Genomic DNA, 26,818 nt, shown 5'->3' with positions numbered 1-26,818 from the left:
CGCATTGCTTAAAATCGTGAAGTCTTTTTCATGCCAATGACCGTCACAATAATCGCAATTTGGAATACACCTGCTATCAAGAAGACTTGAGCTGCTTGGCCTCCATCCAATAACCAGCCAAATACAAATGGCGCGATAACACCACCAACATTAAGCCCTGTAGACACGAACCCAAAGACAGTCCCCATCGCATCCTTCGGCGTCACCGAACGTACGAGCAGGTCCCGCGACGGCGCCGTTACGCCTGAAGCCAAACCAGCGACGCACATCGCGAAAATGATCATGACAATCGTCATGTCAAAGAAGCCCATAGATAGAATCGCTATGCCAGCCGCGATAGTACCCCAGATCGCGATTAAATCATGACGGGAGGTTTTATCGCTTAGAATTCCGCCAATCAGAATACCGGCGCTGCTTGCAGCAAGAAACGCCGTAAGCGCTAGATTAGCTGTTGCCAAAGGCATCTCATACATTTGGTCAAATGCCGAAACAGAGAAATAGGACACGCCGACATGGGCCACAGAGATGAAAAGCCAAAAGACAAAGCCCATCAGGATCGGAAGCGATAGCAACAGGATCGCTGTGCTTTTCAGAGACGGAATTGTTTTCACAGAGGGCTTGCCGTTTTCATGTTCTACAATCTCCTCCGCAAGCAAAGCCCTATTCATCTGTAATACACCAGCCACCAGAAGCCCCGCGACGCCGACATAAATCACAGCGAAGTTCCATCCTAACGATGCAGCCAAAGCCACCATAGTCAGTGGCGCTAGCGCGCTGCCCCCAAATCCCGATAACGTATGCATGCTAAAGGCCCGCCCCATCATATGAGGCGCAACAGCGCGGTTAAGGATGGAGTAGTCTGCCGGATGATAAACTGCGTTCGCCAGGCCGGCTGGAACCATCATGGCAAGTAATACCCAATACGATGGCACTAGCCCCATCACGATCAAGGTCAGACCTTGCAAGGCGACTGCTCCGGTCAACAGCTTTGGCGCATCAAGCCGGTCAACGAGCATCCCCATTGGCAACTGGGTTGCGGCACTGACAAGGTTAAAAACCACAATCAGAACGCCCAATTCGGTATACGTCACCGATAAGTCATCGCGAAGAAGCGGAAACAAAGGCGGCAGCACAAAAAAGAAAAAATGGCTGTAAAGATGCGCAAAACTCACCAATCCAGTCACCTTGACACTTTTTGTCGTTGGTGGCCCCGCGTGACCAGGCAAGCTGGCCCCAGTCTCTGTCATAACGATGCCGTCATCATCTAGTTATCAGCCAGTGCTTGTCTTACGTCCGTAATGGGTGTGCGGAGAAACAACACAAGTGCCGTCACCGTCACTGTGGCCCCAAAGGCAAAGGGAAGCCAAGGTATAAATTGATACAGAGCCGCCCCGGTTGCTGGCGCTAATAGAAAGGCTATCGCTTGACTAGAGGTCGATATACCAGCCAATCGTCCTTGTGCCTCTGGGCCAGCTGCTAAAGATAGCGATGTATTAATTGCTGGCATAGAAAACCCCTGTCCTAATCCATTACAGATCATCGCAAACACGAACATGGTTTGAGTTGTTCCAAACCAAACAAGCCCGATCGAGACAAGCGTAATACTCACGCCCATGACAATGTAGGTTTTAGCGCTCTGTTTCAGCCGCCGTATAAGAAATGCCTGCACGAATACGTTTGAAGCCGCAGCGCACATCAACCCCAACCCCATGGCCTGAGCCGCCGCAATGGGTTCAAGACTAAATCTGTCCTGAACAAAAAAACCAATGACAGAGAATGTACCGTAGGTTCCGCACATGAAACACACAGAACTGATTGCAATCCGCAGAATAGGCCCCTTAAGAAGATGGCGGTATTTTACGGCTATGTTGGCAGCACTGGACCGGGTTTTCGGTAAAAATATTCGGGATGATATTAAAGCGACGCATCCGGCGCCTGCAATGATGTAAAAGGGTGCCGACAAACCAAATCCAGTAAAAAAGGCCGATACAGAAGGGCCGATAATTGCGCCGGTGCTGGTGGCTGCCGTTAACATTGAAATGGCACGGAGCCGGCGTTCCCGGGACGACATATCCGCCGCCAACGCCATGGCAGACGGCGTCACAGCCCCTGCTCCCAAGGCAAATAAAGCTCTGGATCCAACGAGCAACCACAGCATCGTTATGCCGGTGATTAGTCCACTAATCGCGGCATCCACAATCAGACCAAACATCACCACGGAGACCACAAAAACAGTACCACCAATAACAATAACGCGCCGACGGCCCCAGCTTTCACTCAGCGCGCCCCACATCGGCCCAGTAAACAGCATAAAAAAACCATGAACGGACATGACCAAGCCAATTTGATAGTCAGCCATGCCAACTTGCCGGCCGATGGGGGGCAGTATCGTAAAGAGAAAAGCCTGCCCGACGGTCATGATCATCACCGCGTAAAATAAAGTTACGCTGACTTTTAGGGGCAATACGCCGCTGGTGGGTAAATTCAATGGCGGACTTGGGATGGGAGACGTCACGGGCAACCTAGCTATCGCTTATTATAAAATGATTTGAACGCTTAACAGATCAAATCACAAGAGCGGTGAGTGATCGGAAGTCATCTCACACAAATATTACGCTTAGAGATATACAAAACCCTCCATCATCTGCTGACGCTTACAAGAAAATGGGTATAGTGGCCATCAGAAAGAGAAGTGATAACTGGAGATAGTATGATGACCCGACCTCGCCGCGGATATACAGATGGACCCTTTGGTCAGATTCACTATCAAGATACAGGGGGAGATGGCGAACCTTTAATCCTTTGTCATCAAGCGCCAATCACCTCAAGACAGTACGACACAGTCTATCCGCTGCTCGCGGCGAAGGGCCTACGTGCCGTTGGTATTGATACACCAGGCTTCGGACTGTCCGATGAACCAGATCATGTTCCAACGATTGAAGAATACGCCACAGCAATCCCTGCTGTAATGGATGCCTTAAGTATTCCAAAAGCGAATATCGTTGGCCATCACACCGGGGCAATGATCGCCACTGAAGTAGCCTTGCAATTTCCTGATCGTATCAAAAATCTAATTCTCAATGGCCCCTCGCCCTTCACGCCTGAGGAAGTTGTGCAATGGAATGCCTTTGTCGACGAGCATGAAAAAGGCTTCGTCCATAAGGAAGATGGTTCACATTTGCAGGAACTCTTTGCACGTCGGTGGCAGTGGGCATTACCAGGAACGGATCCCGCATTGGTCACTCGTTATGTGGTCGAGCAACTACAAGGCTATGGTCCTTTCTGGTACGGCCATAATGCAGCTTTCGCTTACGACCATAATGTCACGCTACTCAAAATTACGCATCGAACATTAATTCTGATTAACACAGGCGATCTTGTCTACGAGCACGCAAAAAAAGCACACACCATGAGACCAGATTTTGAATTTAAAGAGATTGAAGGTGGCATGATCGATATTACGGATCAAAAGCCAGAAGAATGGGTAGAAGCTGTCGTCTCATTCATAACGGGTTAATTTATGTGACAGAACTTTAAGTGATCAGCCGGCTCGATCAAGACAAATCGTTTTCAGACGAAATTGAATCGCGTTGGAATTACTAACCCGGATCTATCTTGATCTGCTATCTCTCTATCGGCCAATATACGCTGATCAATCAGATCAGATATTTTTATAATGCAACAAAATCCCAGAACACCTGATGTCGCCGATGAGCAAAATGCTCATATGGCCGGTTCATCCGCTGATGCGCCTGTCTCTGACTCCGAGACAAACCCGTTTTCAGAAAAACTTGATGCCGATGAAGTTACGGAGGCATACCGCGCTCAACATTCACCTGAGTCAAATCATGTGGTCTCTGACTCATCTCATACTGAAAATGAGCCCTTGGCTGAAAACCACTCCCCAACTGAGTATGAATATTCAATCGAGCAAGGTCTTGATGAACACGAGTGCCTGCTTGAAGAGAACGGTGATACGATTCCGGTTTCTGTTGCAAACAAACGAGTCTTATTGATTGAAGATGATGATGATACCACTGAAATCCTGAAACAGAATCTCCAAACGCTCGGCATTACCAAAGTGAATGTCGCAACCAATGCAGAGGGCGCACTGAACTTGCTCGCAACAGATAAAGAAATGTTTCCAGATGTCGTCGTCCTTGAATTGGCTCTTGTCGGCATGGATGGGATTCAGTTTCTGGCTCAACTTCGTGCGCACAAGAACAAGAGACTCCAAAACCTGCCGGCGGTGGTCATTACAATGCTGGATAGCCCCAGCATTTTTCGACGGGCGGCGCGTCAGAAAGTCGGTGCCTTTCTGCGTAAGCCTGTGTCTACAGAAGGGTTAAAAAAAGGGATTGAAGCGGCCTTGCGTGGCGACGTCGTTGAGCAACCCTTTAGTCAGCCCAAGTCATGGTTAGATGACGTTGATGAAGAAGAACTCAAAGAAAAACGTAACTCGATCAAAGCCAAAGCCGCAGCGAAAGCTCAAAAGAAGGGATTTTGGGTTTGGCTTTTAAACATACTTGTTCCATGGTCAGGGCGTATTTAACGCTGATGGACACCTGAGCTATGAAGAATTTAAGTCACATTTTCCTCGTCACCATTTGCAGTATCCTGCTCGGTCTCTCCACTCTGGCACAAGCTCAGGAAAAGCCTGGCTTTCTATTCGTCAACGCCACAGTTACCGACTTTGAAAAGCTGGGCGTTTATGGCCGTGCTCTCCCCCCCGTTTATGCAAAATACGATGGTGTTTATAGAATCTTTGGTGGCATCGGTCGTGGCGTAGAGGTTCTGGCTGGCTCCGCCAAGCATGAGTCTGTGATATTCGCAGAATTCAAAAGTTTGAAAGACGTCGAAACGTTCTGGTGGTCGGACGATTATCGGGCCGTATTTCCCTTACGCGAAGGCGCCGGCACCTTTGACGTGGTGGGCCTCGCCGGCACCGGAGAACAACCATATACGGCCGAAGGCGGCACTCAACCAGCTTTTATGTTTACCTTGGTGACCGTTAAAGACCCTGAGAAAACGCAGGCTTATATGGAAGCAACATCAGACTTTTCTTCAAATGCTCCAGGGCGTTTAATCGCCCTCGCACGACCAGACGATATGTCTGTTCTGGAAGGGCCAAAGCCTGAGTATTCGATTGAGATCACCTCATGGCCGAGCGTAGCGGCGATTAAATCTTATTTATCTGATCCAGAATTCACAAAAGTGAACGCTTTGCGTGAAGAAGCTATGGACTTCACAGTCATGGTCGCCGCAGTGCCAAAACCAAGATAACGGCTGGTCTAAACCCAAGCTCCAAAGACAAACCAGCTTGCGCCATTACCGTGCTTAGGCGCATCAACCCTACCGTCTATAAACGCTGCAAACTTATCTGCACCGAATGAACTGTAATTCGGAATAAATGCCTGAACATATTTATCTGATTGAAATCCAGCACCTACACATAGGGCCTTGATATCTTGATTGCGGAATTCCGCATAAAACGGCTCGTTGTTGTTAGAACCAGTATCCCAATCCAAATAAAACCCATAATACGGGTCGACTTCAGAGTTAGGTGGCAATTCCATATGTATCATCAGTCCACCTGGGCGTAAGACACGGCGGGCCTCTGCAAAAATGGCCTTGGTCGATTTAACAGGCAACTCATGTAGAAAAAAACTTGAGGTGACGATGTCGAAGCTGTTGTCATCAAACTCTAGATGCTCGGCATCCTGCTGAGAAAAGTGTACAGCTCGCCCTTCGTAGGAGGCGACAGCATGTCCGAAACGCAAAAGCGGTGCACCGACATCAATGCCATAGGCTTCAATATCAGGATACTCATCTAAGTATGGAAACAGGTTCTTCCCCGTGTTGCAGCCTAGATCAAGAATATGCTTTGGCGCGAACTCTGGGTGTTTCAGTTTGAGATAGCGGGCGATGGACTGTCCGACACCGCCTGGATTTCCTTTACGGTGCCGAAAGCCACCGCGAAAGACATCTCCGCCGAGGACTTGCACGGCACCTTGCGCCACGTCGTCTGACGTGTGCTCCGTATGAAAACAGCCTGGCATGAGGTGAACATCCATCGCAGAAACGTATCTGGGTATTTCAAGGTTGGGATTGAGTCTGAGGGAACCACCTGCGGGGTTTATATCGGCGGCAACACGTGCCACCTCAATCATCTCCGGCAAAGCCCGTTCAACACTGTCTTGGACAGATGCCCAGACCATTTCTTGCGCATTATATCGAATAGAACTCCACATGCGGTAAAGCATGTTTTGGCCCATCGCTTTCTTCACGTCACGGAGCGTCGAGGGCTCCTCGCCATATTCTTTAAAATAGCGCGGTTTTATATGATCTTCGTAATCCTGCCGCATGGTGGCGGACATAGTCACCATGACGTGTTTTCGTAGGGCACTCACGAACGCTTGGCGAGACTCTTCCCCTTGAGTCGTCCGGACCAAGGCAGAAATATCACTCAGAACAGCTACACCTTGATCCGGCATAGGAGACGCCTTTAAATTTTGATGGCCTAGGCTTTCTTAACGCCCATCAAATTATAACGACTACGCCAGGCAGGCGGTCCTTCGCGTGTGACCTCGAAACCCGCATCAGCCATAACTTTGGGGAAATCAAAGCGGGCATACTCTTCACGCCAGACTTCCTCATTCCAGCGATGATCTTTCCACTGCGAGTAACGAATGTAAGCTGAGTTGGCAGGAGACGCAGAACCAGTCAGAAAATCAATGGGAAAGAAAACGCCACCGGGTCTTAAAATACGATGGACTTCGGTCGTGACTAATTTTGATATTTGTTCCGGCAACTCATGATGAAGAATGTAAGATGCCACAATGTCAAAATGATTGTCGGGGAATTTTGAATCCTCTGCCATGCGTTGTGCAAAATTTACATCAATGCCTAACTCTGCGGCGCGCATGTGTCCGTAGCGGACCATAGGCCCGCCGGCATCAATGCCCCACACCTCAGCGTTTGGAAAACGCTCTTTGAGTGCGACAGCCAACTGCCCAATACCACATCCAATATCAAGGATGCGCATCACTTTACCGTCTGGGGGTTCCGGCACTTGACTGCCTAACCGGGTATGCAATTCATCCTGATAATTTGTCAGCTTACGGCCGTTATAGAAATTATTCGTGCTGTAGTGATAAATATGGCCCGCAAACGGATTACCGACATAACCACCGGGCTGCGTGTGAATTTCATAGCGGGCGTAATCTGGGATATCCATGTCCGGGTTCAATTCCAAGGTCCCTGGACCGTGCCCATCAAAGGCTTCCATTTCTGCCAAGTAGACTTCAGCATTACTCTTAAACTCAGTATCAAAGTTGCGATGCATGACATCATGCACACCAGTTCTATAGCGAGCCTCCATGCCTAAAATATGATCGCCTTCAATGGCGGCAAAGATATCTTCCATGGGTGTATCAGGAGACTCCGGATCGATTCCGGCCTTAAGCATCAAGTCATCGAAGCGCTTTCTTGCGGCGGGTAGAGCTCGAGCAGTACCCCAGGTTCTATAGCCCGTGAGAAAGTCATCTCGGCTCTCGACATCTAAGTTCGCGAGGCGCTCCAGCCGGCCGCGCGTGCCTCGAGGTTCGTTATCGAAGTCAAAAGCACCTGATGCGGCGGATGCGGATCGACCTTTCAGCATTGAGGACGCAATGCCCCCTAACCCAGCAAGCGCAGAAAACACAGTGCGGCGGTCAGTCATATCTAGTCTCCGGTTTATACAGGCTTGGTGCCATAAATATTGCGATTGCTGTACCAAGCGGGTGAGCCCTCTTTGTTCACGTCAAAGCCTGCCCGCTCCATATCACCAGCGAAATCCATATCTTTATATTCGATCCGCCAGACCTCGTTATTCCAGCGGTGGTCTTTCCATTCTTGATACTGTGAGTAAGCCCCAGGCACGCCTCGGCGGCCGCCTGTGTAAAAATCAATGGGGAAATATATCCCGCCTGGGCGAAGTATACGATTGGCTTCCTTGAAAATCGCACGGGACACGTCAGCAGGCACTTCATGGTGAACAATGTAACTCGCCACAATATCAAAGTGCCCTTCAGGAAATTTGGTATCTTCTGCCAGACGTTGAGCAAAGTTAACCGCAACACCCTGATCAACGGCGCGCATATGTCCATAGCGCAACATCGGCCCTCCGACATCAACGCCCCAGACTTCTGCATTCGGGAACCGCTCAGCCAGAGCCACGGCGAATTGCCCTAAGCCACAGCCAATATCTAGAATACGTTTCACCTCTTTACCGTCTTCAGGAACGGGCAGTTGCTCAGCCAGGCGTGCATGATGCTGGTCTTGATAATTGTCTGTGGCCCGAGCTGAATAAAAGGCATTCGTTCCATAGTGGTACAAATGCCCGGCGAAAGGGTTCCCTACATAACCTCCCGGTTGCATGTGGATCTCATGCTTAGCGTAAGTGGGAATATCGAGATTAGGATTAAGCTCTAAAGAACCCGGTCCAATCTTGTCGTAATCTGCCATCTCATCCAGATAGGTATCCGCATCATCGGCAAAGGCGTTATAGAAATTCTTATGCGCGAAGCGCTGGCTATAAACCCGTATTAACCCTTCAGTGCCGACCACATGATCATCCCCGATGATCTCGTGAATTTTCTCCATCGGCAGTTCTTCGCTAGGATCATGTCCACTGGCAGCAAGAACCTTCTCAAATCGTTCTTTTGCGGCACGTTGTACCGTCGAACCCCGCCAATTGCGAAACCCTGTGAGAAAGTCATCACGCCCTTCAGCATCCAAAGTCGGAAGGCGCTCTAAACGACCCAGAGCTCCACGCTTTTCAACATCCGGTAAGGTCACTGATGATGACGTTTTAGCAGCGGCTTTCCGGCCCGTTAGCGCGGTGCTAATGGCTGTCGTCAAGCCAGCGGCGGCACCAAACAAAGTGCGGCGTTCCAACATAAGAAATCTCCCTATTCACGTTTTTCCTAGTATAGCGCCATTTATAGTCTTGCGCGACCAATCTGGATGGACAAACGTACATAGTGTGAACGCGCGAATAATCAACACCTCAATTCACGACCTCAAACAAGAAAAACTGATAAGTTTCAGATAGTTGGCTGCTAACCAAAGAGACAACATATGATACTTTTGCCCACCCCGAAAGTGATCGAGACAGAAAATCCGGCCCACCTGGATTTTCTTCACCGCAAAATTCTGTACGCGCTAGATGATCGCCCGGTCTATTGGTGGAAACGGGGCACAAAATATGGCGTGGTCAATGGCGAAGCCAAGGCTATGTGGAATATGTGGGTGTTTTTTGTTCAGCGCGTTCTTGAGCATCGTTCAGATCGTTTTGATGTAACCTCACTCGAAGCCGTCTACCTCACCGATCCTGACACCGGTGACGTATTGGAAAATTGGTACAATTTCTACACGGATCAAAGACTGCCCGTTCCAGGTCAACTCATGGGGCCAGAAACACAAACTTTTCTGAGTGATGGCAGCAGCATTGCATCCAGCCCCCTGCCCGGGCTCGACATTAAACGTAAACATACACTCGGCCCCGCGACTATTGTTGGTGATGATCTTTGGTTTTCATTTGACTCATCTGCCATCGTCACGCGGTCACGAGACGGAGAAGAAAAACGATTCCGGATCAATGACCTGGAAACCTTTAATGCTAAGGTCAGCGATATTCTTGACTCAGATGTAATAAGCGCGCCGGCCAGTGCAACACTCCATCTTATCTCAAGCTGGCAAGGCTGGCTCGTCATGGAGGGGTATCCAGGCAGTCAGGTGACACGATTGGTGGCGCGCAAGGCATTTCAATTTGAGGATATTCCGGATGAACTGCAGCAGATCATGCACCGCTATCACCCTGAGATAGCTTCTGACCCTGTCTCATCCTTAGATCGCAGCCCAGAAAGCTTTGAAGACTAGTCTTCGATATCTCGTGCCACACGGAAGCCAAAGCCAGTTCCAGTGGTGGTGGCTAAAATACGCAGACGCGTCGCAGGTCTCAGCAATCCAGGAAAGCCCGCCCAAGAACCGCCTTTAGCAACCCAAGCGCGGCAACTGCGCTTTGAAGAGGGTTGGCCATCGCGGGGAATATCTTCATGCGTTTCTTCATAACAGTCTGCGGTCCACTCAGAGACATTGCCTGCCAAGTCATAGAAACCAAATGGATTTGGCGCGAAGCTTGCTGTCGGTGATGTGAAGACATAGCCATCATCGCAATCTGCATATTGACCATATGGAATATCTGGGACATTGGGAACAAAGCTCAAATCAGCACCATTCTGATAGGTGCAAGCATTCGTCCATTCCTCACCCCAAAACGTGGCCTGGGTTGCCGATGTTTGTCCGGCACGCGCGGCGTATTCATACTCAGCCTCGCTGGGAAGACGATAAGACTGTCCCGTCTTCTTGGACAACCAGTTGATATAGGCGAGAACGGCAGCCCTGCGCACACAGGCAACAGGATGATCATCAGTCACCTCGAAGCCTGGATCCTGCCAATTTAACTTTGGTTGTACCGACCAACCTGAACTTGTCAGATGAAAGCATCCAGGCTTAACATTATAACCAGTGTCTTCAATAAACTCTGCAAACTGACCATAGGTCACTTCCATTTGCCCTAAGGCGAATGGCGATGCAAAAACCACCTCAACCCGTGGGCCTTCGTTCGCAGACATCCGATCAAGCATTTGCCATCGTCGGCCTTCCTCTTGATCGGCCCCTATGGTCACACTGCCCGGTGGCAGCTCAATCATCACCGGGCACGTTTCGCAGTCTTTGAAGGTATTTACTTCAGCCGCGACAATGGGCACGTCCCCCATAACGAAGAAAAGCAAACCAGCGCCTAAAATTGAACGAAAAAGGATTCTCAGAACTACCATGACTGAACACGCCCTTTCCAATCGAGGAAAGCTCCACTCTGCTCCGGGATCAATTCGTCAATAACAGTGATCATGCCATCAACACTCTCCGATGGCGACATAAAGCCCGGAACATTAAATTCTTCTAGTTTCTCAACTTTTACACCACCCGGGTGAAGACTTGCGACAATTACACCGTCTGCTGCAGTTGCGCGGGCGACGGTAATCATTGCCATGTTCAAGGCGGCCTTGCTGGTCTTGTAATACACGCGCCCACCAAGTCGTGTTGGCGGTTCAGATAACGATCCAGATAATGACGAGATCGCAATCATCCGCCTCATATCGCTTTGTTTGACATGCTCATGAAACGCTTCAGCCATCTTAAGAGGACCGCGAACATTCGTCTCCATAAACACATTAAAGAGTTCGTAATCTAATGACCCAAACATCTGTGGAGTTGGATCGGCCAAGTCTGCAACAATTGCGGCGTTGCTGATCAAAATATCAATGGCTGTACCGCGGTACTTATCGGCGACTTCCTGAATCATATCCAAATCACGAACGTCAATACGCTCCACCGTTACGGTATTTGGGTAGCTTTGTTTCAAGCTTGCTAGGGTTTCTGGTGTCGTCATCCGGCGGTGCGTCGCAATCACATTCGCGCCCCTCGCCGCATATTGTTTTGCAAACTCAAGACCGATCCCACTGTTTGCGCCAGTAATGAGGACAGTTTCCGCAGCTGCCGTTGACGTTAGAAGCATAAGAAGGGCAACGCCCAAATGTAATAATTTCAATGACGTGCCCCCAGCAGCTTTTAAAAGTGTACTCGTTTTCAAGCGTAACCATCTCTACGATAACAGTGTGAACGTTCACCTTAGAAAGCTCACATTATGAACATTGACGGTCTTAGTTTTCAGTCTTAACCGGCTTCTGAACCGAATCGATATAACTCAGTCCCTGATCAAACTCTGGAGAAACATCGAATACATCACTCAAGGTCTGGGCCCGCTCAATATAACCATCATCTAAATCATCGATAGAATTCAGCTTTGTGCCTTCAAAATGCCAGATCAAATAACCATCCACATCGGCCATATCGAGCCACCGGCTAAACTTACCCGTATACCAGCCCGATGATGTCGCGCGCGCACTTTTATGAGCCTCGCTGAGAGCTTCTTCTGCCGGCGCGAAGTAAGTGTGAACTTCATAAATTGGTTTGGGTGCCACAGGCGCAAAATTTTCCGTGAGAAACAGACGAATGGTCTCGTTGTCCAAACGCCAATCCAGCGAAACCGGTTTTTCCTCGTACATCTCTGGAAACCGCTGGCGCGAGATCGGAAAGTAACTGCCCATGGGCGTAAAAACCTCACCATCTTGGCGCCGCTGCATTGTAGATACCAATGGCGTTGTCCGGCCGGTGATGGGATTGATGAACTCATCGATAAACTCACCCGTCACCGGATCAACAAAATAATTCAATGACGATGGAAAACGCCGATACACGCCTTCACCCTCGTTGCGCCACCACGATCTTTGAGCACCACGTGTCTGCAACAGGGGAACAACGCCGTCATTGGTTAACGCAAACAACCTGCTTGAAGATTGCCAAACACTTTCACCCTCATCCGTACGGCCCAAAATACGCACTTTGGCTTTAACTTGATTCTCCGGTGACTCTGGCAGCACCGAGACTTTTGCGGTCGCAGTTTGAGACCAACTGGGAATGGAGCTTGCGCCAAGCCCTAACGCGCCAATGAGTGTCGCCGCATCTCGTCGCGAGACCATACTTATTGCCCTATCTCAACAATATCCAAACTCACGGTTTCAAATATAGACCCTGTCACATCGCCAAATTTAAGATTCATCCTCAGCAAGGCCCGGTCTTTCTTAGTTAACAACACCTCCGTACCGCTGAGCATCTGAAACTTGTCTGCCATCAGCTTTGTGCCATCAGGTAAGGTGAACTCTTCCTCACCTAAGTATGTGTATTCAGATGTAACGATATTTCCAATCATCGTCTCGTGCCGCGAACCACCCATCCAATACACACCGTGTGGCTGTTCACCAGGGGCGTCGAAATCGTATTTCAGGAAGTGCAAGCCATCTGCTGACGCTGGCCCCGTCGCCAACGAGTCCAAGCCGTCAAACGCCTCGACCTCTTCAACAATAATCCCCTCACCCGCGCGTTTGAACATGAGGTCGGAAGCTGCGACCGACGCTGACTCTTCCCGCTTCACAACATAAGCAGAGCCAAGCACACCTTTGCGCGACCAATTGTTCATGTAAGCCTCTCGAGCAGTTCCGTCGGCATCGACCCAAATCACGGCGTGGCGTGCTTCACCGGCTCGAATGTTGTCGGAAACGACATGCATGTACCGGGATCCATCATCATGGACGTACATCGACCAATACTCCGAGGCGCATGGCGCATTATTCTTCATCGGTTCCCGGCACTCGGTCGTGCCACGAAGAATTTTTACAATGCCGGGTTTACGATCAGCCGGTTCAATGAACGCGGGTTGAGCCGTTGCTGAGGTGGCGACAAGTGCTATTGTCGTCGATACTAAAATCCCTAAACCAAACTGCATCCTCATACTCCCGAGTCAAAGTTATAGACTGTCGTGATAGTCTCAAGATTTAGAATACGGCCCCAATTCGAGTCCCCCAACAGATAAATAATAGTTAAATACCCAGCTGCCGGGCGCGTTCTAAAGCCCATAAATCCACGCTCAACATAGCCGCGACCTTAAGTACTGGCGTTAAAGCGCCATTTCAGGCATGAAAAATTCAATGACCTTTGGAAACCAAGCTATGTCACAAACCATCATCGCCCTATCTAAATGCCCGGCTCATACGTTTACTAAAACCCCAGAGCATTCTATCCGCCTGCTGGAAGGCTTGGGAGTTGAGGGAGACACCCATGCTGGAAAAACAGATCAACACCGCTCTCATGCTGCACGCAATCCAGAGGCACCGAATCTGAGGCAGGTTCACCTCATTCACGCGGAATTGCATGATGAGTTGAAAACAAAAGGGTTTAACGTAGGACCAGGCCAAATGGGTGAAAACATTACGACCCGCGGTGTTGACCTCTTATCCCTTCCCGTTGGCACGCGCCTGCATCTTGGCAATGACGCCATTGTTGAACTGACCGGTCTTAGAAATCCATGTAAACAACTCAACACCATTCAAGATAGGCTGATGCAAGCGACTATCGAAAAGAAGCCCGATGGCACAATCGTCCGCAAGTCGGGTGTTATGTCGACTGTCATTGCTGGAGGCGACGTATTTCTGAACGATACTATTCGCGTTGAATTACCAGTTGAACCGCATCGGGCTATGGAGCCGGTTTAGTTTTGTTCAAGGCCAGCTTCTTCCACCACAGCCAAGCTCCGGTCACAAACAAAAACGGCATAATCAATCCAGACAACAAAACGATAAACCGCCCAAAGTTCCCCAATACTTCTCCGGAATGAATGGGAAAAGCCCAATCCTCCGCAAGGGCTAACCCAACCAACTCATCGGAGTTCCTGATCGCAGTCACGCGGCCCGTATGGCGCTCGAAGAAAACACGGTTCAAGGCACGGACGTTGGCATTATCCGTATCCAAAAAGGTCACAACTACAATGCTCCTTGCTAAGCGGATATAACTTAAGTCGCGAATGGGGTCATTGGGGAATCTTTCACGCGCAATTTCAATTAAGGAATCAATGGGAACAGGTTCCCCTGAAGAATTTTCCGATGCGCCTGTTGCCGCGAAAACACCAAATCCGGCAGAGTCATCGGATGCAATCGAAGGCATCGTCAGCAATCCGAAAATCATCTTTCCTGACAAGGCCACCACAAACAGTAAGAGAAATGCATACGCGCCACTGACGCGATGGAGGCCGAATAAAAAACGGCGTAGCGGCCTTCTCTTTATGGCAAACGCCTGCTTGAAAGTTGCACGGCGAGGCCACCATAAATACAATCCCGACGCACTCATTAGCATCATGATCAACGCACCCGCATGAACGGCATTGATGCCCGGTGTTCCGGCAGAAACTTGCTCATGAAGTCTGAACATCAGCTCAAAAGGATACTCATATTTACTCCCCCATCCTGTAATTTCACCTGTGTAGGAATTCATGCTGACATACATATTTGGTGCCGGCGCGTTGTCCCACACACGAATAAAATAGGCTTCGTTAGGCTTTTGCGGAAAAACGATGCTCAGTACATTATGGGGAATCTCTGGAAAAGTTTGACTGAAGGACTTCAGAACAGCCGAGATGGCCAGAAACGGCTTATTCTGCGGTTCAATCAGCATTTCTTCTGCATGCAGCCAATGGTTTCCCGCATGCCGGTAGGCTACAGCCGCACCTGTAAGTCCCTGAAAGGCCAAAAACAGGCCAATGACCAGACCGCACCATAAGTGCACTTGAAACAGTACTTTCCGAAGCATGTGTGCCCCCTGATCATCCTGTCACTGCAACACCCCAGTTCGCAATCCCCTTCTCACCCGCATACATGAGTCATCATTGATGGGTCATCATTGATGACTCGTCCTCGTATCTCAAAAGATCACTCCAACCGCCAAAGTCATATGCTCAGGGACGATTGTCGTCGTTCTGTAACACTACTCGGAGCCCTCTCTAGCGTAGGATTGCGCTTGCGAATTAAAATGCAGGAGTGGGTATGCTGTATATGGTGGTCGAGCAGTTCAAAGACGATAATGCAAAAGCGGTATACGAGCGGTACTTCGATCAGGGCCGCATGATGCCAGAAGGCATGACCTATTTAGACAGTTGGGTCACGGTTGACCTCTCCCGCTGTTACCAAATCGTAGAGTGCCAAGATGAAGCGCAGCTTCAATCCTGGATGGACAACTGGACGGATCTAGTAGACTTCTTCATCCGCCCTGTTGTACCTGGGGCAGATATGATGAAAGCATTTCAATCCTAGGAGCGTCCAATATGATCCACGGCCAATGCCTGTGTGGCAAAGTCACCTATCAAATTGATGTGCCAGACGATCATCTCGGCGAAACCAATTATTGCTACTGCAATGAATGCAGGCGCGCTAACGGTACAGCTTTTTCAGCCAATGTTGCGGTTCCCTCAAGCAGCTACACAGTGCTCACTGGACAAGACTTGATCACGGCATATGAATCTTCTCCTGGAAACGTTCGGGCGTTTTGCTCTGAATGCGGCTCTCCTGTAAACGGTAAAAAGAGGGCAAAGCCTGATCATATCCGTGTGCGACTTGGGGGCCTTGATAACGCAGCCAAGGTCAAACCCAATTCGCATGCATGGACCAGTGAAAAGCCTGCTTGGTACAATATCGAAGGCTATTTGAAGCGCTTCAAGCAGGCTGCGGATGGAACCGGCGGAACACCGACGTGATATAAACTCTGAAAAAACCCGGTGATGCGATGCACCACCGGGTGAGTTGGACTGGACTATAAATCTTTAGTGTAAGTTTAGAGTTTCTGAGAACCGCGTCCGAATTCTGGATAAGCTTCCAAACCGAGTTCAGCCCTATCGAGGCCCATTTCTTCGTCTTCCTCAGAGACACGAATGCCTATCGTCATTTTCAGCGCAAACCAAACGATGGCGCTTACGAAGCAGACGAAAGCAGCGACAGAAATGATACCAATCGCCTGGGTCACAATGCTTCCCGAGCCAAAGATACCGACAGCTAAGGTGCCCCATATACCTGCAACCAAGTGAACCGGAATCGCACCAACCACATCATCGATCTTGGCTTTGTCCAGCAATGGAACACTAAAGATCGCCAACGCAGAACCAATGGCCCCTACCACAATCGCCAACATATGGTTTTGCAAGTCAGGCCCAGCTGTAATAGCGACCAAACCGGCCAATGCGCCGTTAAGACACATGGTCAGATCAATTTTACCGTATAGCACTTGCGTCAAAACCATGGCCGTTACAACTCCGGCAGCCGCTGCCAGGTTTGTGTTCACGTACACAATCGAAATCGCGGTCGCATCCAAAGCACTACCCATGGCCAATTGCGACCCGCCGTTAAATCCAAACCAACCAAACCACAAAACAAACGTCCCCAACGTAGCCAAAGGCAGGTTCGCGCCTGGTATGGGCCGGACACCGGTTGCCGTAAACCGGCCTTTACGCGCCCCCAAAATAAGCGCGCCCACCAACGCAGCCCACCCGCCACAACTGTGAACAAGGGTTGAACCGGCAAAGTCAGAGAAGCCTATTTCAGAAAGCCAGCCGCCACCCCAGGTCCAAGACGCTTGGATCGGATAAATGAGGGCGCTCAAAAGAACCACAAAGATCATGAACGGCCAGATCTTAATGCGCTCGGCCAACGTCCCAGACACAATTGAGGCCGTTGTCGCTACGAACACCATCTGGAAGAACCAGTCAGACATGACAGAATAGCCATTGCCAACGACGTCTGCGATTTGCTCATCTGTCGCGGTTTCTAAATTGATCAGAGCAAGTTCCGCCCCTGAAGAGTTATATAGAAAACTAAAACTACCAAAGTAACTGCCGACATCCGTGTACATGATGTTGTAGCCGATAAGGTAGAAGACCAATCCAGCGATTGAATACAGTCCGATATTCTTGAGGCAAATGGAGGCGGTGTTTTTAGTCCGCACTAAGCCTGACTCTAACATTGCGAAACCGGCGGCCATGAGCATGACCAAAACCCCATGAACCAAAAACGAAAACGTGTTCAACACGTATGCGGTTTCTTCCGACACAGCAGCAAATGCAGGTGTAACAGCCAGCACAGCAATACCGGCAGAAGCCCCAAAAACCGTTCCGTTGCGCATTAAATTTGTCATTGCCATCACTCCCTCGACCGGCATGAAGCCAGCATTACCCTTCTTTGATAGGGAGCAATGCAAACCACGTGCCAAATTGCTGCGACGCAACAGGGATGCGATTACGCTAGATTACACAATAAAAACAATGGTGTAGGACTAAGCATCGTAAGGGTCTCAATTGTTTTTGGAAGAATCGCTCGTATTAATGCATAAAATATAGGCAAAAGTAATTTATGCCTTATTTTTAGGCAATAAATACAGCTAATGATCACCACCCAGTATTCCTGTTTGAACAGAGTAATCGACCGCGATGCCATAATCAGGATCATCATCTGAATCGACCATAAGTTGCCCGGCCCGGTTCAATAGCCGGTGGCAGTCGCGCGATAGGTGCCGAAGCTGGAGAGTCTTGCCTCTGGTCTGATACTTGGAGGCCACATCTTCGATGGCCTGTAGGGCAGACTGATCCACCACCCGGCTGTCCAGAAAATCAACGATCACGATGTCCGGGTCTGTCTCTGGTTTAAACAGTTCCGCAAAACCATCGGTCGAACCGAAAAACAAAGGACCGTCAATTTCGTAGACCTTCACGCCCTCAGTCGTTTCATCAATACGGGCATGAATCCGCCGGGCATTGTTCCAGGCATAGGTCAAAGCCGACACAATAACGCCAACCACAACAGCAATTGCTAGATCGTACATCACGGTAACAGCGGTCACCAAGACGATCACCATGGCATCATTGAGCGGAATCTTCCGCATAATCCGCAAGCTCTGCCAGGCAAAAGTACCGATCACCACCATGAACATTACGCCCACAAGGGCCGCCAATGGAATTTGTTCAATGAGGTTCGAGGCCACGAGGATAAAGGCCAGCAAAAACAGAGCGGCGGATAAGGCAGACAAGCGTGTGCGCCCACCAGACTTCACGTTAATCATCGACTGTCCGATCATGGCACAGCCACCCATGCCGCCAAAAAAACCAGTCACGGTATTGGCTACACCTTGAGCCACGCATTCTTGCGACGCCCCGCCCCGTTTACCGGTCATTTCACCGACAATGTTGAGGGTGAGAAGGCTTTCAATCAAACCAATGGCAGCCAGAATAACGGCGTAAGGAAAAATGATCTCCATGGTATCTAAGGTTAGCGGCACCATCGGGACGTGGAATAAAGGCAATCCACCCTCGATCGACGCCAAATCACCGACACGCGGCACATCAAGCCCAAAGCCGATCACCACAGCCGCCACAATGCCGATCCCGGCAAGCGGTGCTGGAATGGCCGTTGTGACTTTAGGAATCAGCCAGATAATCGCCATAGTCAGAGCCACCAACCCAAGCATCATCATCAACGGCAAGCCGCTCATCCAAACTTTCGCTTCCCCGGCAACTTCTCCTGCCACCTGAAACTGACTCAACTGCGCCAGAAAAATGACAATGGCTAAGCCATTGACGAAACCCAGCATCACCGGATGGGGCACCAAGCGAATGAACTTGCCCAACCGGAAAACACCAGCCAGCAGCTGAAGAATGCCCATCAACACTACCGTGGCAAACAGATATTCCACGCCATGCTGGGCGACCAGCGCAACCATAACTACGGCTAAAGCTCCAGTGGCACCGGAAATCATACCCGGTCGTCCGCCCGCAATGGCTGTAATCAGCCCCACAATAAAGGCCGCATAAAGTCCCACCAGCGGATGAACCCCCGCCACAAAGGCAAAGGCCACGGCTTCAGGCACCAAGGCCAGCGCCACGGTTAAACCGGCCAGAACCTCGGTCTTAATAAGGATGGGTGTAAAAGTTGAAAGGCCATTGGTTTTCCAATCGCCAAGAGGTAGGCGCTCCATTAAGGAGGCCAGTGTCGCTCGCGTCACGTAAATTCCAGTGTCGTGCTTGATGGGAGTGGAGGTCGTGTCAGATGTGATGCGCAGTCATAAAGGACTTATGCTGCAATGCAACAATTGAGTGCAGAAAGTTTTGTGAAGTGCTGTTTTAAGTTATTCTAAAATCAACCGTTCACTGTCTATTCTGCGGCCCGTTTTACTTTCCCCACAGCATCCGTCGGGTCAATCATCGGCACTTCGTCTATAACCCAACCTTTAGCATCACGTCGCGCGGGGCTTGGAATGGCGTAGGCGATCTTTTTCCGGTCGGCTTCGACCTTATCAAGGTCGATCTTCCAGCCTTTCGCTTCCCAGCCTTTTAAGATTTCGCGGTAGCGGGCAATCGCCCCGTCGGCCGGTACGAAGATTTCTTTGGTATTGGTCGGCGGTGTTACCAACGGGTTCATGGCTTCCAGAATCACGCCGTCCTGCCCGGCCACCACATCATTGCGGCCCATCATGCGCTGATCGTTCTCTGGTTCGATCACAAAATTGCGCAGATTGACCAGATACGAACGCGAATGAGTGTCATCAACCGGCGTCTTAAAACTGTACTGATGAATATGTTTGTCGGGCATAGGATTAATGCGCGTCACGTTACACGTCGGCCCATGAGTCCAGGTGCCGGCCGTAATTTGCGCCACATGATCCCGGCCCGTGCCTTCGCGCATCTTATCGTCTTTGAGTGGCGGCGCTTTGTACTCCACTAAAAAGCCGGTCCCCCATTCCGTATCTTCAATATTCAAAGGCGGCACGTGGTAGTCCGGGTCTTCGCCTGAAAAGCCATGGGTGGGGTGCACGAATTCATTGTGGGCCGGATCAAGCGCATTCTCGACCGAACGTTGATAATCTATCACCCAATCGTAGTGCTGGATGGTGGCGCGCCACCCCTGCGCTCCATATTCTGGAATCTCCATAATCGGAGGCCGTTCCGCCTCTGGCAGATCACCGAGGAAGACGTGCACTAAACCATAGCGTTCTTCAACCGGATAGGTGTCCGTGCGCGCCCGTGCTGGCGGCTTACCGCCTGGACCAAGTGACGGCACTTTCTGACAGGTGCCTGCACCATCAAATTCCCAGCCATGATAGGGACACTGGACGCAATCGCCTTTGATTTTGCCGTTTCCTAACGAGCCACCCCGATGGACACAAGTGTCATTCAGGCAGTGGACTTGGCCTTTTGAGTCCCGAAAGAGAACGAAATCAAGCCCTAGCATCCGCACCTTGGTTGGCGCTTGATTGGTGATCTCGTCGCTCCGCCCTGCTGCGTACCAAAAGTTAATGAACATGCCGCGTCTCCCGATCGCTCACATCTGCTATAGACAGAGCCTACGATAATATTTTTCCAGCCCAAAGCCCCTTTCGACAAGACGCAGTGGTGAAAGGAAAACGGCTTCCAAATGACTGTTAAGAGATCGCAGTATAGCTTAGGGTGCAGTGCAAAATTAAGAGCATGTCTCACTGATTTATCGATGGTCTGTTTTTATTATGAATTTTGAAACGCAATATCTCGCCGCGACCAAAGCCTTTGATGCAAAAGCCTATGTTGATGCCACAAACACATATCTTGATCTGCTTGAAACGGCTAAGAATCGCATCCTCGAAATACTGGACAACAGCGCTGCGGCTCGTCTGGTGCACAGCGAGATGGCGATACAATACGGACTTCAAAAAACACTGATCCGACGCATCCAAGGCGATGATGTCATTACCATTGATCTTTCTCTGTTTACAAAAAACTTACCGCTCTCCATTACTTACGGCCCAAGCACCTGCTCGTTTCTTAAAAATTGGAAAGATGCATCACCGACTTTTCAAGCCAACATGAAAACGGCAATTGAGCGCTATCAGCATCTGTGCGAAACAAAACTGAATGGGATGCCCTGTCCTGATGTTGTGCCAGGAGATGTATATGCCGCTATGTGGGTTGCGACCGATCTCATTGACTTTGAACGTTATCTGCCAGACACAGTCGATGGTTATGTAAACCTTGGGTGTGGGTGCGGTTTATTCGACAGCACCTACCTCAAGGGTTCAAGGAGCAATATTCCGGCCCGTTTTATAGATATAGATCCAAGCGTTAAAAGCACAGTTGAGCAATTAATATTAGAGAACGGTCTCTCCAGTGCTGTGTTCGTGGACCATTATTCAGGCGAGATGGAGACGCCGAGCTTAGTTGTATCAGTTCGCTCTTGCAGCTATCTCTACGACGCCGACACTTACGATGTGTTATTTAGAAAGATGAAACCTGGCAGCTACGCCTTGTTAGATGTCGGCAATGATCGTGAAGCAAAGACGACAGCCTATTTTGAATCCCTAGGTGCAACCGCCCACCGTCATGAGCGCCTAAATGATACCAGCGTCCAACTTATCAAATACGTATTTTAAGACACTTCCTACAATGCGAGAGCGCGGCCTGAACACAAATTAAAAAGTGTACAGAATACCCATACCAAACAAACCTTGAAAATCGTCGCCATCCTGCTCAACAAAAGGAGCGTTCTTCGCCTCACTAAGCAATAGTTTTGCCTCTCCACGCACCACCAACTGCCACTTCTCGGACAGGTCGTAAAAACTGGTCAACCGCACCGCCGCTTCTTCAAAGCCCGCCCCTGGACTATATGCGTTATACCCTGTCGCCGCGGTGGCACTCAAAGGAACGCCATAGTAGGCGTTCATATATGTTCCGTTTTTCCATTCCGTTGCGATCTCTGGAATAAACTCAAAAGGACCTGTCCGGATAATGGTTCCGACTGCGGCTGATAAGCCCATACCCCCATGCCCCCCAGCGACTTCGTGCCGGGCTCGAAGTCTGAAGGCTACAAATCGGGCAACACGACCTTCAAAGGTGACCCCCACATCTGCGCCCGTCGAGATATCTGGAAGCCGGAAAGCCTTGCTGTCTACACGCGGATTCCGCCCCGTAGAGATTCCGGCTTGGGCAAGAAGCCGACAACACTCATTGCTCCAAACTTTGACGCGAACACCCAGCGGATCAATCCACACATCATCTTTATAGCGAATCTGAAATACCGGCAGCGCTCTTATTTCGTAGCGATCAGAACCAGAGAAATCTGGTGTCGTTCCGATCGCTGCACCAACTCTTACACGCCAATCCTCATCCGAGAATTTTCCCATTTCCGAAAGGTAATCAGAAAAATCGTCGTAAGCTGACTCTAGCGCATCAAGGTTCCAACCTTGCGCCTGAGCGTTGCTCGAAACTGTCGTAAGAACAAAAATACTCGTTGCTACAAAGAGGCCGCTGCATCTACTTAACCGGCGTCTAGCTTTAACAAAAAGACACTTCAACACGAACGGTAACCTTCCTTAGAACACTTTTAAAAGCGTCCCACCCGCTACAAAATGAGCGCATTTCCAAGGACAACGCAAGTGAAACCCGCAACTAAAATTTAGTCTATTGTTTACCTACTCTGGAATAGCCGCCAACTCCGCCAATCGTGCCAACATCTGCTTAAGGCCAGACATTCGTTCATCGACACCATACCATGTGCGAATGATGACAATTTTATGATCGGGCCGCACTTTAACTGATCCGGCTTGTTGACTGATGAATTCAACCAATCCAGCCGGATTGGGAAACTCGTTCTTAAACAAGGTCAAAACTGCACCTTTTGGTCCAGCATCAATCTTCTCAACATGAGCTGAGCGGCACAGTGCTTTGATCGCAACAACCGTCAGAAGGTTCTCAACTTCATCCGGAATTTTACCGAAGCGATCGGCCAACTCGGCAGCAAAGTCATCAACCTCTGCCTGATCCGCCAAATCAGCAGCGCGGCGATACAATGCTAAACGGGCGCCCAGATCTTTCACATACGTCTCCGGAATAAAGACCGGCGCGCCAAGTGTGATCTGTGGTGAAAAACGCGTCTCAGTTTCAATTGGTTCCCCAGAAGTACCATCACGTGCTGCACTCACAGCCTCTTCCAGAAGCTGCTGGTAAAGTTCGATGCCAACTTCCTTGATGTGGCCGGATTGTTCGTCGCCCAACAGATTCCCCGCCCCGCGAATATCCAAGTCATGACTGGCCAAGGAGAAACCTGCGCCCAAGCTGTCCAATGTCTGCATCACGTCCAGGCGTTTCTCTGCCGAGGCGGTCAGCTTTTTATTCGCCGGTACGGTTAAATAAGCGTATGCCCGGGTTTTGGAACGGCCCACACGACCGCGCAGTTGATACAATTGAGACAAGCCAAACATATCAGAGCGATGAATGATGATGGTGTTCACACGTGGCAGATCCAAGCCGGATTCAATGATATTTGTGGCCAGCAACACATCATATTTACCATCGGCAAAGTCGGTCATGACGTCTTCAAGTGCTGCGGGTGCCATTTGCCCATGGGCCATTGTGAAGGTGATTTCAGGCACGAGCTTGCGGAGTTCAGACGCAACTTTATCTAAATCAACTAAGCGTGGGCACACATAAAAAGACTGCCCTCCGCGAAATCTCTCCCGCATCAGGGCTTCGCGAATTACCACCCGGTCATAGGGTAAAAGAAAGGTCCGCACGGCCAAGCGGTCAACCGGGGGTGTGGCAATCAAACTCAAATCTCTGACACCGGTGAGTGCCATTTGCAGTGTTCTTGGAATCGGTGTCGCGGTCAGAGTCAGCACATGCACATCGGCCTTCAATTGCTTCAATGTCTCTTTGTGGCCCACACCAAAGTGTTGTTCTTCATCAACAATGAGTAGGCCAAGATTGGCGAACGCGACGGACTTAGCCAACAACGCATGAGTTCCGATGACAATATCAACGCTGCCATCTTTTAAACCTTCCTTGACGGCCTTGGCGTCGTTAGCTGAAACAAGGCGCGAAAGTTGCTTTACTTTGACCGGGAACCCTTCAAATCGTGCCTTAAAGTTAGCATGGTGCTGTCTGGCCAATAAGGTTGTCGGTACAACCACGGCGACCTGAACGCCCGTCAGCGCCGCAACGAACGCAGCACGCAATGCAACTTCCGTTTTGCCGAAACCCACATCTCCGCAGATCAGCCGGTCCATGGGGCGGCCTTTTGCGAAATCATCCATCACATCGGCAATGGCACGCAATTGATCATCGGTTTCGGAAAAGGGAAAGCGCGCGCAAAACTCATCGTAAGCTCCTTCTGCCGGGGCAAAAACTTCTGCGGCTTTTAATTCCCGTTGCGCAGCAATTTGAATCAATTGCTCCGCCATTTCACGGATGCGTTCTTTCAGCTTGGCCTTGCGCGCTTGCCAGGCTACGCCGCCAAGGCGATCAAGCACCGCGCCCTCTTGCTCCGCGCCAAAGCGCGACAGCACGTCGATATTTTCAACCGGAACATAGAGTCGATTATCGCCATGATAGAAGACTTTCAGGCAGTCGTGCGGCGCGCCGCCAACATCAAGAGTCTCCAAGCCGCCATAACGTCCGATGCCATGCTCCAAATGAACGACCAGATCACCTTCTCCCAACTGAGAAGCATCTGCGATAAACGCTTCTGCCTTACGACGACGGCGCACACGTTGCACCATACGTTCACCAAGAAGGTCTTGCTCTGTGACCAGGGCTAAGGAGTCCGTTTTAAAACCGCGACTCAATGGCAGAACAACAATGGCTAACGCGATATCGTTCTCTGAAATCTCTGCAAAGCTGTCGATACTTTTTGCGGTGGCGAGACCATGCTCATGCATCAGCCCAAGCAGCCGGCGTCGCGATCCGTCAGACTGCGCCGCCAAGATCACTTTGCGGCCAGCCGCGCGTTGTTCAACAGTGTATTTCTTTAAGGCATTATAAACATTGCCTTCAGGCAAGGCCCGGATATCGGCGAAATCCCGCCCCGGCTGCCCGCCCGCATCCGTGGCTGTTGTATCCGCGTCAGCGCGCGTAAAGGGTCGCAGATCAATCGCCACATGAGCAGTCAGTTCACGTGACCACTCTGCCTCATCTAAAAACAAACGTGCGGGCGGTACGGGATGATAAGCAAACCCACCCTCTTCCAAGCCAATTTTGGTCCCACCGCTGGCCGGATCAGCCATGCGACGGCTCTCATAGTAATCCCTGATCAGGTCGAGACGACCAGCAACGGCTTCTCCCACCTGATGATCTAAGGACACAGTGGCCCCCGGAAGATAGGCAAATAACGTATCTAAACCAGGATGAAATAATGGCAGCCAATGTTCCATACCCGGATAGCTCTGACCATTCGATATTGCCTCATAGAGTGAGTCAGAGCTGGAAACAGCACCGAACAATTGCCGATATCCCGTGCGGAAGCGCTCAATGGCCTCACGAGAGAGCACCGCCTCACTCATCGGCTTAAGTCGCAGTATCTTGAGAGTCCCTGTTGTACGCTGACTCACGGCCTCAAAAAGTCTCAGGCTGTCTACCTCATCACCGAACAGATCAATCCGCACCGGATCATCATGACCCGGCGGAAACAGGTCCACTAAGCCACCACGAATGGCGAATTCTCCCGGCTCCATAACCTGTTCAGCCCGCTGGTAGCCTGTGCTGGTGAGTTCACCCGCTAACGCATTCACATCCAGCTTGGAGCCGGCTTTGATCTCCCGGACCATGCCCCGAAAAGCAGACACGGGGGGGACACGCTGCAACATGGCGCTTGCTGTTGTGATCAGCAGTTTGGGTCCAATCTCCGCGTCCTGACCAACCGCCGCGAGACGCAACAAAACATCCATACGTCGCGCCACAACGTCCGCATGCGGTGAGACGCGGTCATAGGGCACACAATCCCAAGCCGGAAAATCGTAGACCGTGACATCCGGAGCAAAGAATTGCAGGCTATCTTTTAAGGTGGCCAAACGAATGTCGTCGCTCACCACATGTAAATGACCCTTGTCGCTCTTACGCGCCAAACCGGCCAAAACCAAGGCATCGACGCCTTCTGGCACTCCGGCAATGACGCGACGGGTGAGGGCTGCAACGTCGTTCATTATATCAATCCGCTAACAAGCTTTGGTGATAGGCTTTCAGGCGTTTCAGGACAGCCGCCATCTTTCCGGTTGGCAGCGGTTTGCGGTCCTGCAGCCAGTCCATCACATCCGTATCGGTCTGGTTCAAAAGGTCTTCCAGCTGATCAAGCTCCTCACCAGCCATCGCTGCGACATTTTGTGCAACAAAACCGCCGATAATCGCATCAGCCTCCTTGGTGCCACGATGTGTGGCACGATAGATCAGGCGTTTCCGTTGTATTGCGCGGTCCATACCTGAATCACAGCCTCAGAATCCAAAACTCCGGCTCAAGCCATATGAGGTATAGATTCCCAAGGCTGCCGGTCC

At 50.4% G+C, this 26,818-nt stretch carries 24 protein-coding genes; 8 read left to right on the top strand and 16 right to left on the bottom strand.

The features are described 5' to 3' along the window. Nucleotides 1-8: 8 nt before the first annotated feature. Entirely contained in the window at nt 9-1,247 is a 1,239-nt protein-coding gene (locus RIC29_15695) for an MFS transporter (protein MEQ8736368.1), read from the bottom strand. 17 nt (nt 1,248-1,264) lie between these two features. Then, entirely contained in the window at nt 1,265-2,515 is a 1,251-nt protein-coding gene (locus RIC29_15690) for an MFS transporter (protein ID MEQ8736367.1), read from the bottom strand. A gap of 195 nt (nt 2,516-2,710) precedes the next feature. Here RIC29_15690 and RIC29_15685 point away from each other — a divergent pair, with 195 nt between their 5' ends. The 3 genes from RIC29_15685 to RIC29_15675 all read left to right on the top strand — a co-directional run bounded on the left by RIC29_15685 (nt 2,711) and on the right by RIC29_15675 (nt 5,283). After that, the gene (locus RIC29_15685; GenBank protein MEQ8736366.1) at nt 2,711-3,517 is read left to right on the top strand and encodes an alpha/beta hydrolase; all 807 of its coding nucleotides are present in this window, start codon (nt 2,711-2,713) and stop codon (nt 3,515-3,517) included. Between the two features lie 159 nt (nt 3,518-3,676). Beyond that, nucleotides 3,677-4,552, top strand: coding sequence for a response regulator (locus RIC29_15680; protein ID MEQ8736365.1), 876 nt, complete (start codon nt 3,677-3,679; stop codon nt 4,550-4,552). A 20-nt stretch (nt 4,553-4,572) separates the two neighbouring features. Further along, nucleotides 4,573-5,283, top strand: coding sequence for a DUF1330 domain-containing protein (locus RIC29_15675; protein MEQ8736364.1), 711 nt, complete (start codon nt 4,573-4,575; stop codon nt 5,281-5,283). An 8-nt stretch (nt 5,284-5,291) separates the two neighbouring features. Here the strand turns inward: RIC29_15675 and RIC29_15670 are convergent, their stop codons facing one another. Genes RIC29_15670 through RIC29_15660 form a run of 3 tightly spaced genes read right to left on the bottom strand, consistent with a single transcriptional unit; the run spans nt 5,292 to nt 8,940 of the window. Beyond that, the gene (locus RIC29_15670) at nt 5,292-6,494 is read right to left on the bottom strand and encodes a class I SAM-dependent methyltransferase (GenBank protein MEQ8736363.1); all 1,203 of its coding nucleotides are present in this window, start codon (nt 6,492-6,494) and stop codon (nt 5,292-5,294) included. Between the two features lie 26 nt (nt 6,495-6,520). Further along, nucleotides 6,521-7,720 (bottom strand): class I SAM-dependent methyltransferase, encoded by a 1,200-nt coding sequence (locus tag RIC29_15665; GenBank protein ID MEQ8736362.1) that lies wholly within the window; start codon nt 7,718-7,720, stop codon nt 6,521-6,523. A gap of 14 nt (nt 7,721-7,734) precedes the next feature. Next, entirely contained in the window at nt 7,735-8,940 is a 1,206-nt protein-coding gene (locus RIC29_15660; protein MEQ8736361.1) for a class I SAM-dependent methyltransferase, read from the bottom strand. 180 nt (nt 8,941-9,120) lie between these two features. On the opposite strand from RIC29_15660, the gene RIC29_15655 reads away from it, so the two are divergent. Beyond that, the gene (locus RIC29_15655) at nt 9,121-9,921 is read left to right on the top strand and encodes a DUF1838 family protein (protein MEQ8736360.1); all 801 of its coding nucleotides are present in this window, start codon (nt 9,121-9,123) and stop codon (nt 9,919-9,921) included. Here the strand turns inward: RIC29_15655 and RIC29_15650 are convergent. From RIC29_15650 to RIC29_15635, 4 genes are all read right to left on the bottom strand, one after another. Continuing rightward, on the bottom strand, nt 9,918-10,880 hold the full coding sequence (locus RIC29_15650) for an SUMF1/EgtB/PvdO family nonheme iron enzyme (GenBank protein ID MEQ8736359.1): 963 nt from the start codon (nt 10,878-10,880) through the stop codon (nt 9,918-9,920). The two genes, RIC29_15655 and RIC29_15650, sit on opposite strands and share 4 nt — an antisense overlap. Then, complete coding sequence (locus RIC29_15645; protein MEQ8736358.1) at nt 10,874-11,620, bottom strand: SDR family oxidoreductase; 747 nt, start codon at nt 11,618-11,620, stop codon at nt 10,874-10,876. The genes RIC29_15650 and RIC29_15645 overlap by 7 nt, the downstream gene beginning before the upstream one ends. 145 nt (nt 11,621-11,765) lie before the next feature. Then, nucleotides 11,766-12,644, bottom strand: coding sequence for a DUF1838 family protein (locus RIC29_15640; GenBank protein ID MEQ8736357.1), 879 nt, complete (start codon nt 12,642-12,644; stop codon nt 11,766-11,768). A 2-nt stretch (nt 12,645-12,646) separates the two neighbouring features. Next, on the bottom strand, nt 12,647-13,447 hold the full coding sequence (locus tag RIC29_15635) for a hypothetical protein (GenBank protein MEQ8736356.1): 801 nt from the start codon (nt 13,445-13,447) through the stop codon (nt 12,647-12,649). A 190-nt stretch (nt 13,448-13,637) separates the two neighbouring features. Between RIC29_15635 and RIC29_15630 the strand changes: the two genes are divergently transcribed. After that, nucleotides 13,638-14,213, top strand: coding sequence for an MOSC domain-containing protein (locus RIC29_15630; GenBank protein MEQ8736355.1), 576 nt, complete (start codon nt 13,638-13,640; stop codon nt 14,211-14,213). On the opposite strand, the gene RIC29_15625 is transcribed toward RIC29_15630, so the two are convergent. Further along, nucleotides 14,197-15,303, bottom strand: coding sequence for a PepSY-associated TM helix domain-containing protein (locus tag RIC29_15625; protein ID MEQ8736354.1), 1,107 nt, complete (start codon nt 15,301-15,303; stop codon nt 14,197-14,199). The two genes, RIC29_15630 and RIC29_15625, sit on opposite strands and share 17 nt — an antisense overlap. 233 nt (nt 15,304-15,536) lie before the next feature. Between RIC29_15625 and RIC29_15620 the strand changes: the two genes are divergently transcribed. Further along, complete coding sequence (locus RIC29_15620) at nt 15,537-15,803, top strand: DUF3303 family protein (GenBank protein ID MEQ8736353.1); 267 nt, start codon at nt 15,537-15,539, stop codon at nt 15,801-15,803. Nucleotides 15,804-15,814: 11 nt separating this feature from the next. Beyond that, nucleotides 15,815-16,243: a GFA family protein gene (locus RIC29_15615; protein ID MEQ8736352.1), complete on the top strand. Its 429-nt coding sequence runs from the start codon at nt 15,815-15,817 to the stop codon at nt 16,241-16,243. A 77-nt stretch (nt 16,244-16,320) separates the two neighbouring features. On the opposite strand, the gene amt is transcribed toward RIC29_15615, so the two are convergent. The 3 genes from amt to RIC29_15600 form a co-directional block, all read right to left on the bottom strand. Next, nucleotides 16,321-17,673: an ammonium transporter gene (gene amt / locus RIC29_15610; protein MEQ8736351.1), complete on the bottom strand. Its 1,353-nt coding sequence runs from the start codon at nt 17,671-17,673 to the stop codon at nt 16,321-16,323. A gap of 243 nt (nt 17,674-17,916) precedes the next feature. Beyond that, entirely contained in the window at nt 17,917-19,533 is a 1,617-nt protein-coding gene (locus RIC29_15605; GenBank protein ID MEQ8736350.1) for a SulP family inorganic anion transporter, read from the bottom strand. A 149-nt stretch (nt 19,534-19,682) separates the two neighbouring features. Then, the gene (locus RIC29_15600) at nt 19,683-20,831 is read right to left on the bottom strand and encodes an aromatic ring-hydroxylating dioxygenase subunit alpha (protein ID MEQ8736349.1); all 1,149 of its coding nucleotides are present in this window, start codon (nt 20,829-20,831) and stop codon (nt 19,683-19,685) included. 199 nt (nt 20,832-21,030) lie between these two features. Between RIC29_15600 and RIC29_15595 the strand changes: the two genes are divergently transcribed. Beyond that, nucleotides 21,031-21,930: a hypothetical protein gene (locus RIC29_15595; GenBank protein MEQ8736348.1), complete on the top strand. Its 900-nt coding sequence runs from the start codon at nt 21,031-21,033 to the stop codon at nt 21,928-21,930. Nucleotides 21,931-21,969: 39 nt separating this feature from the next. On the opposite strand, the gene RIC29_15590 is transcribed toward RIC29_15595, so the two are convergent. The 3 genes from RIC29_15590 to RIC29_15580 all read right to left on the bottom strand — a co-directional run bounded on the left by RIC29_15590 (nt 21,970) and on the right by RIC29_15580 (nt 26,743). Then, complete coding sequence (locus tag RIC29_15590; GenBank protein ID MEQ8736347.1) at nt 21,970-22,854, bottom strand: MipA/OmpV family protein; 885 nt, start codon at nt 22,852-22,854, stop codon at nt 21,970-21,972. Nucleotides 22,855-22,968: 114 nt separating this feature from the next. Next, the gene (mfd, locus tag RIC29_15585; GenBank protein MEQ8736346.1) at nt 22,969-26,472 is read right to left on the bottom strand and encodes a transcription-repair coupling factor; all 3,504 of its coding nucleotides are present in this window, start codon (nt 26,470-26,472) and stop codon (nt 22,969-22,971) included. 4 nt (nt 26,473-26,476) lie between these two features. Next, nucleotides 26,477-26,743 carry a succinate dehydrogenase assembly factor 2 gene (locus tag RIC29_15580; GenBank protein MEQ8736345.1) on the bottom strand — a complete coding sequence of 89 codons (267 nt, stop codon included), beginning with the start codon at nt 26,741-26,743 and terminating at the stop codon, nt 26,477-26,479. Nucleotides 26,744-26,818 lie beyond the last annotated feature (75 nt).

The organism is Rhodospirillaceae bacterium (assembly GCA_040219235.1).
In the GTDB taxonomy this organism is placed as follows: Bacteria; Pseudomonadota; Alphaproteobacteria; order Rhodospirillales; family Rhodospirillaceae; genus WLXB01.
Note: the sequence above shows the minus strand (reverse complement) of the source record. Positions and strands in the feature narration are given on the sequence as shown.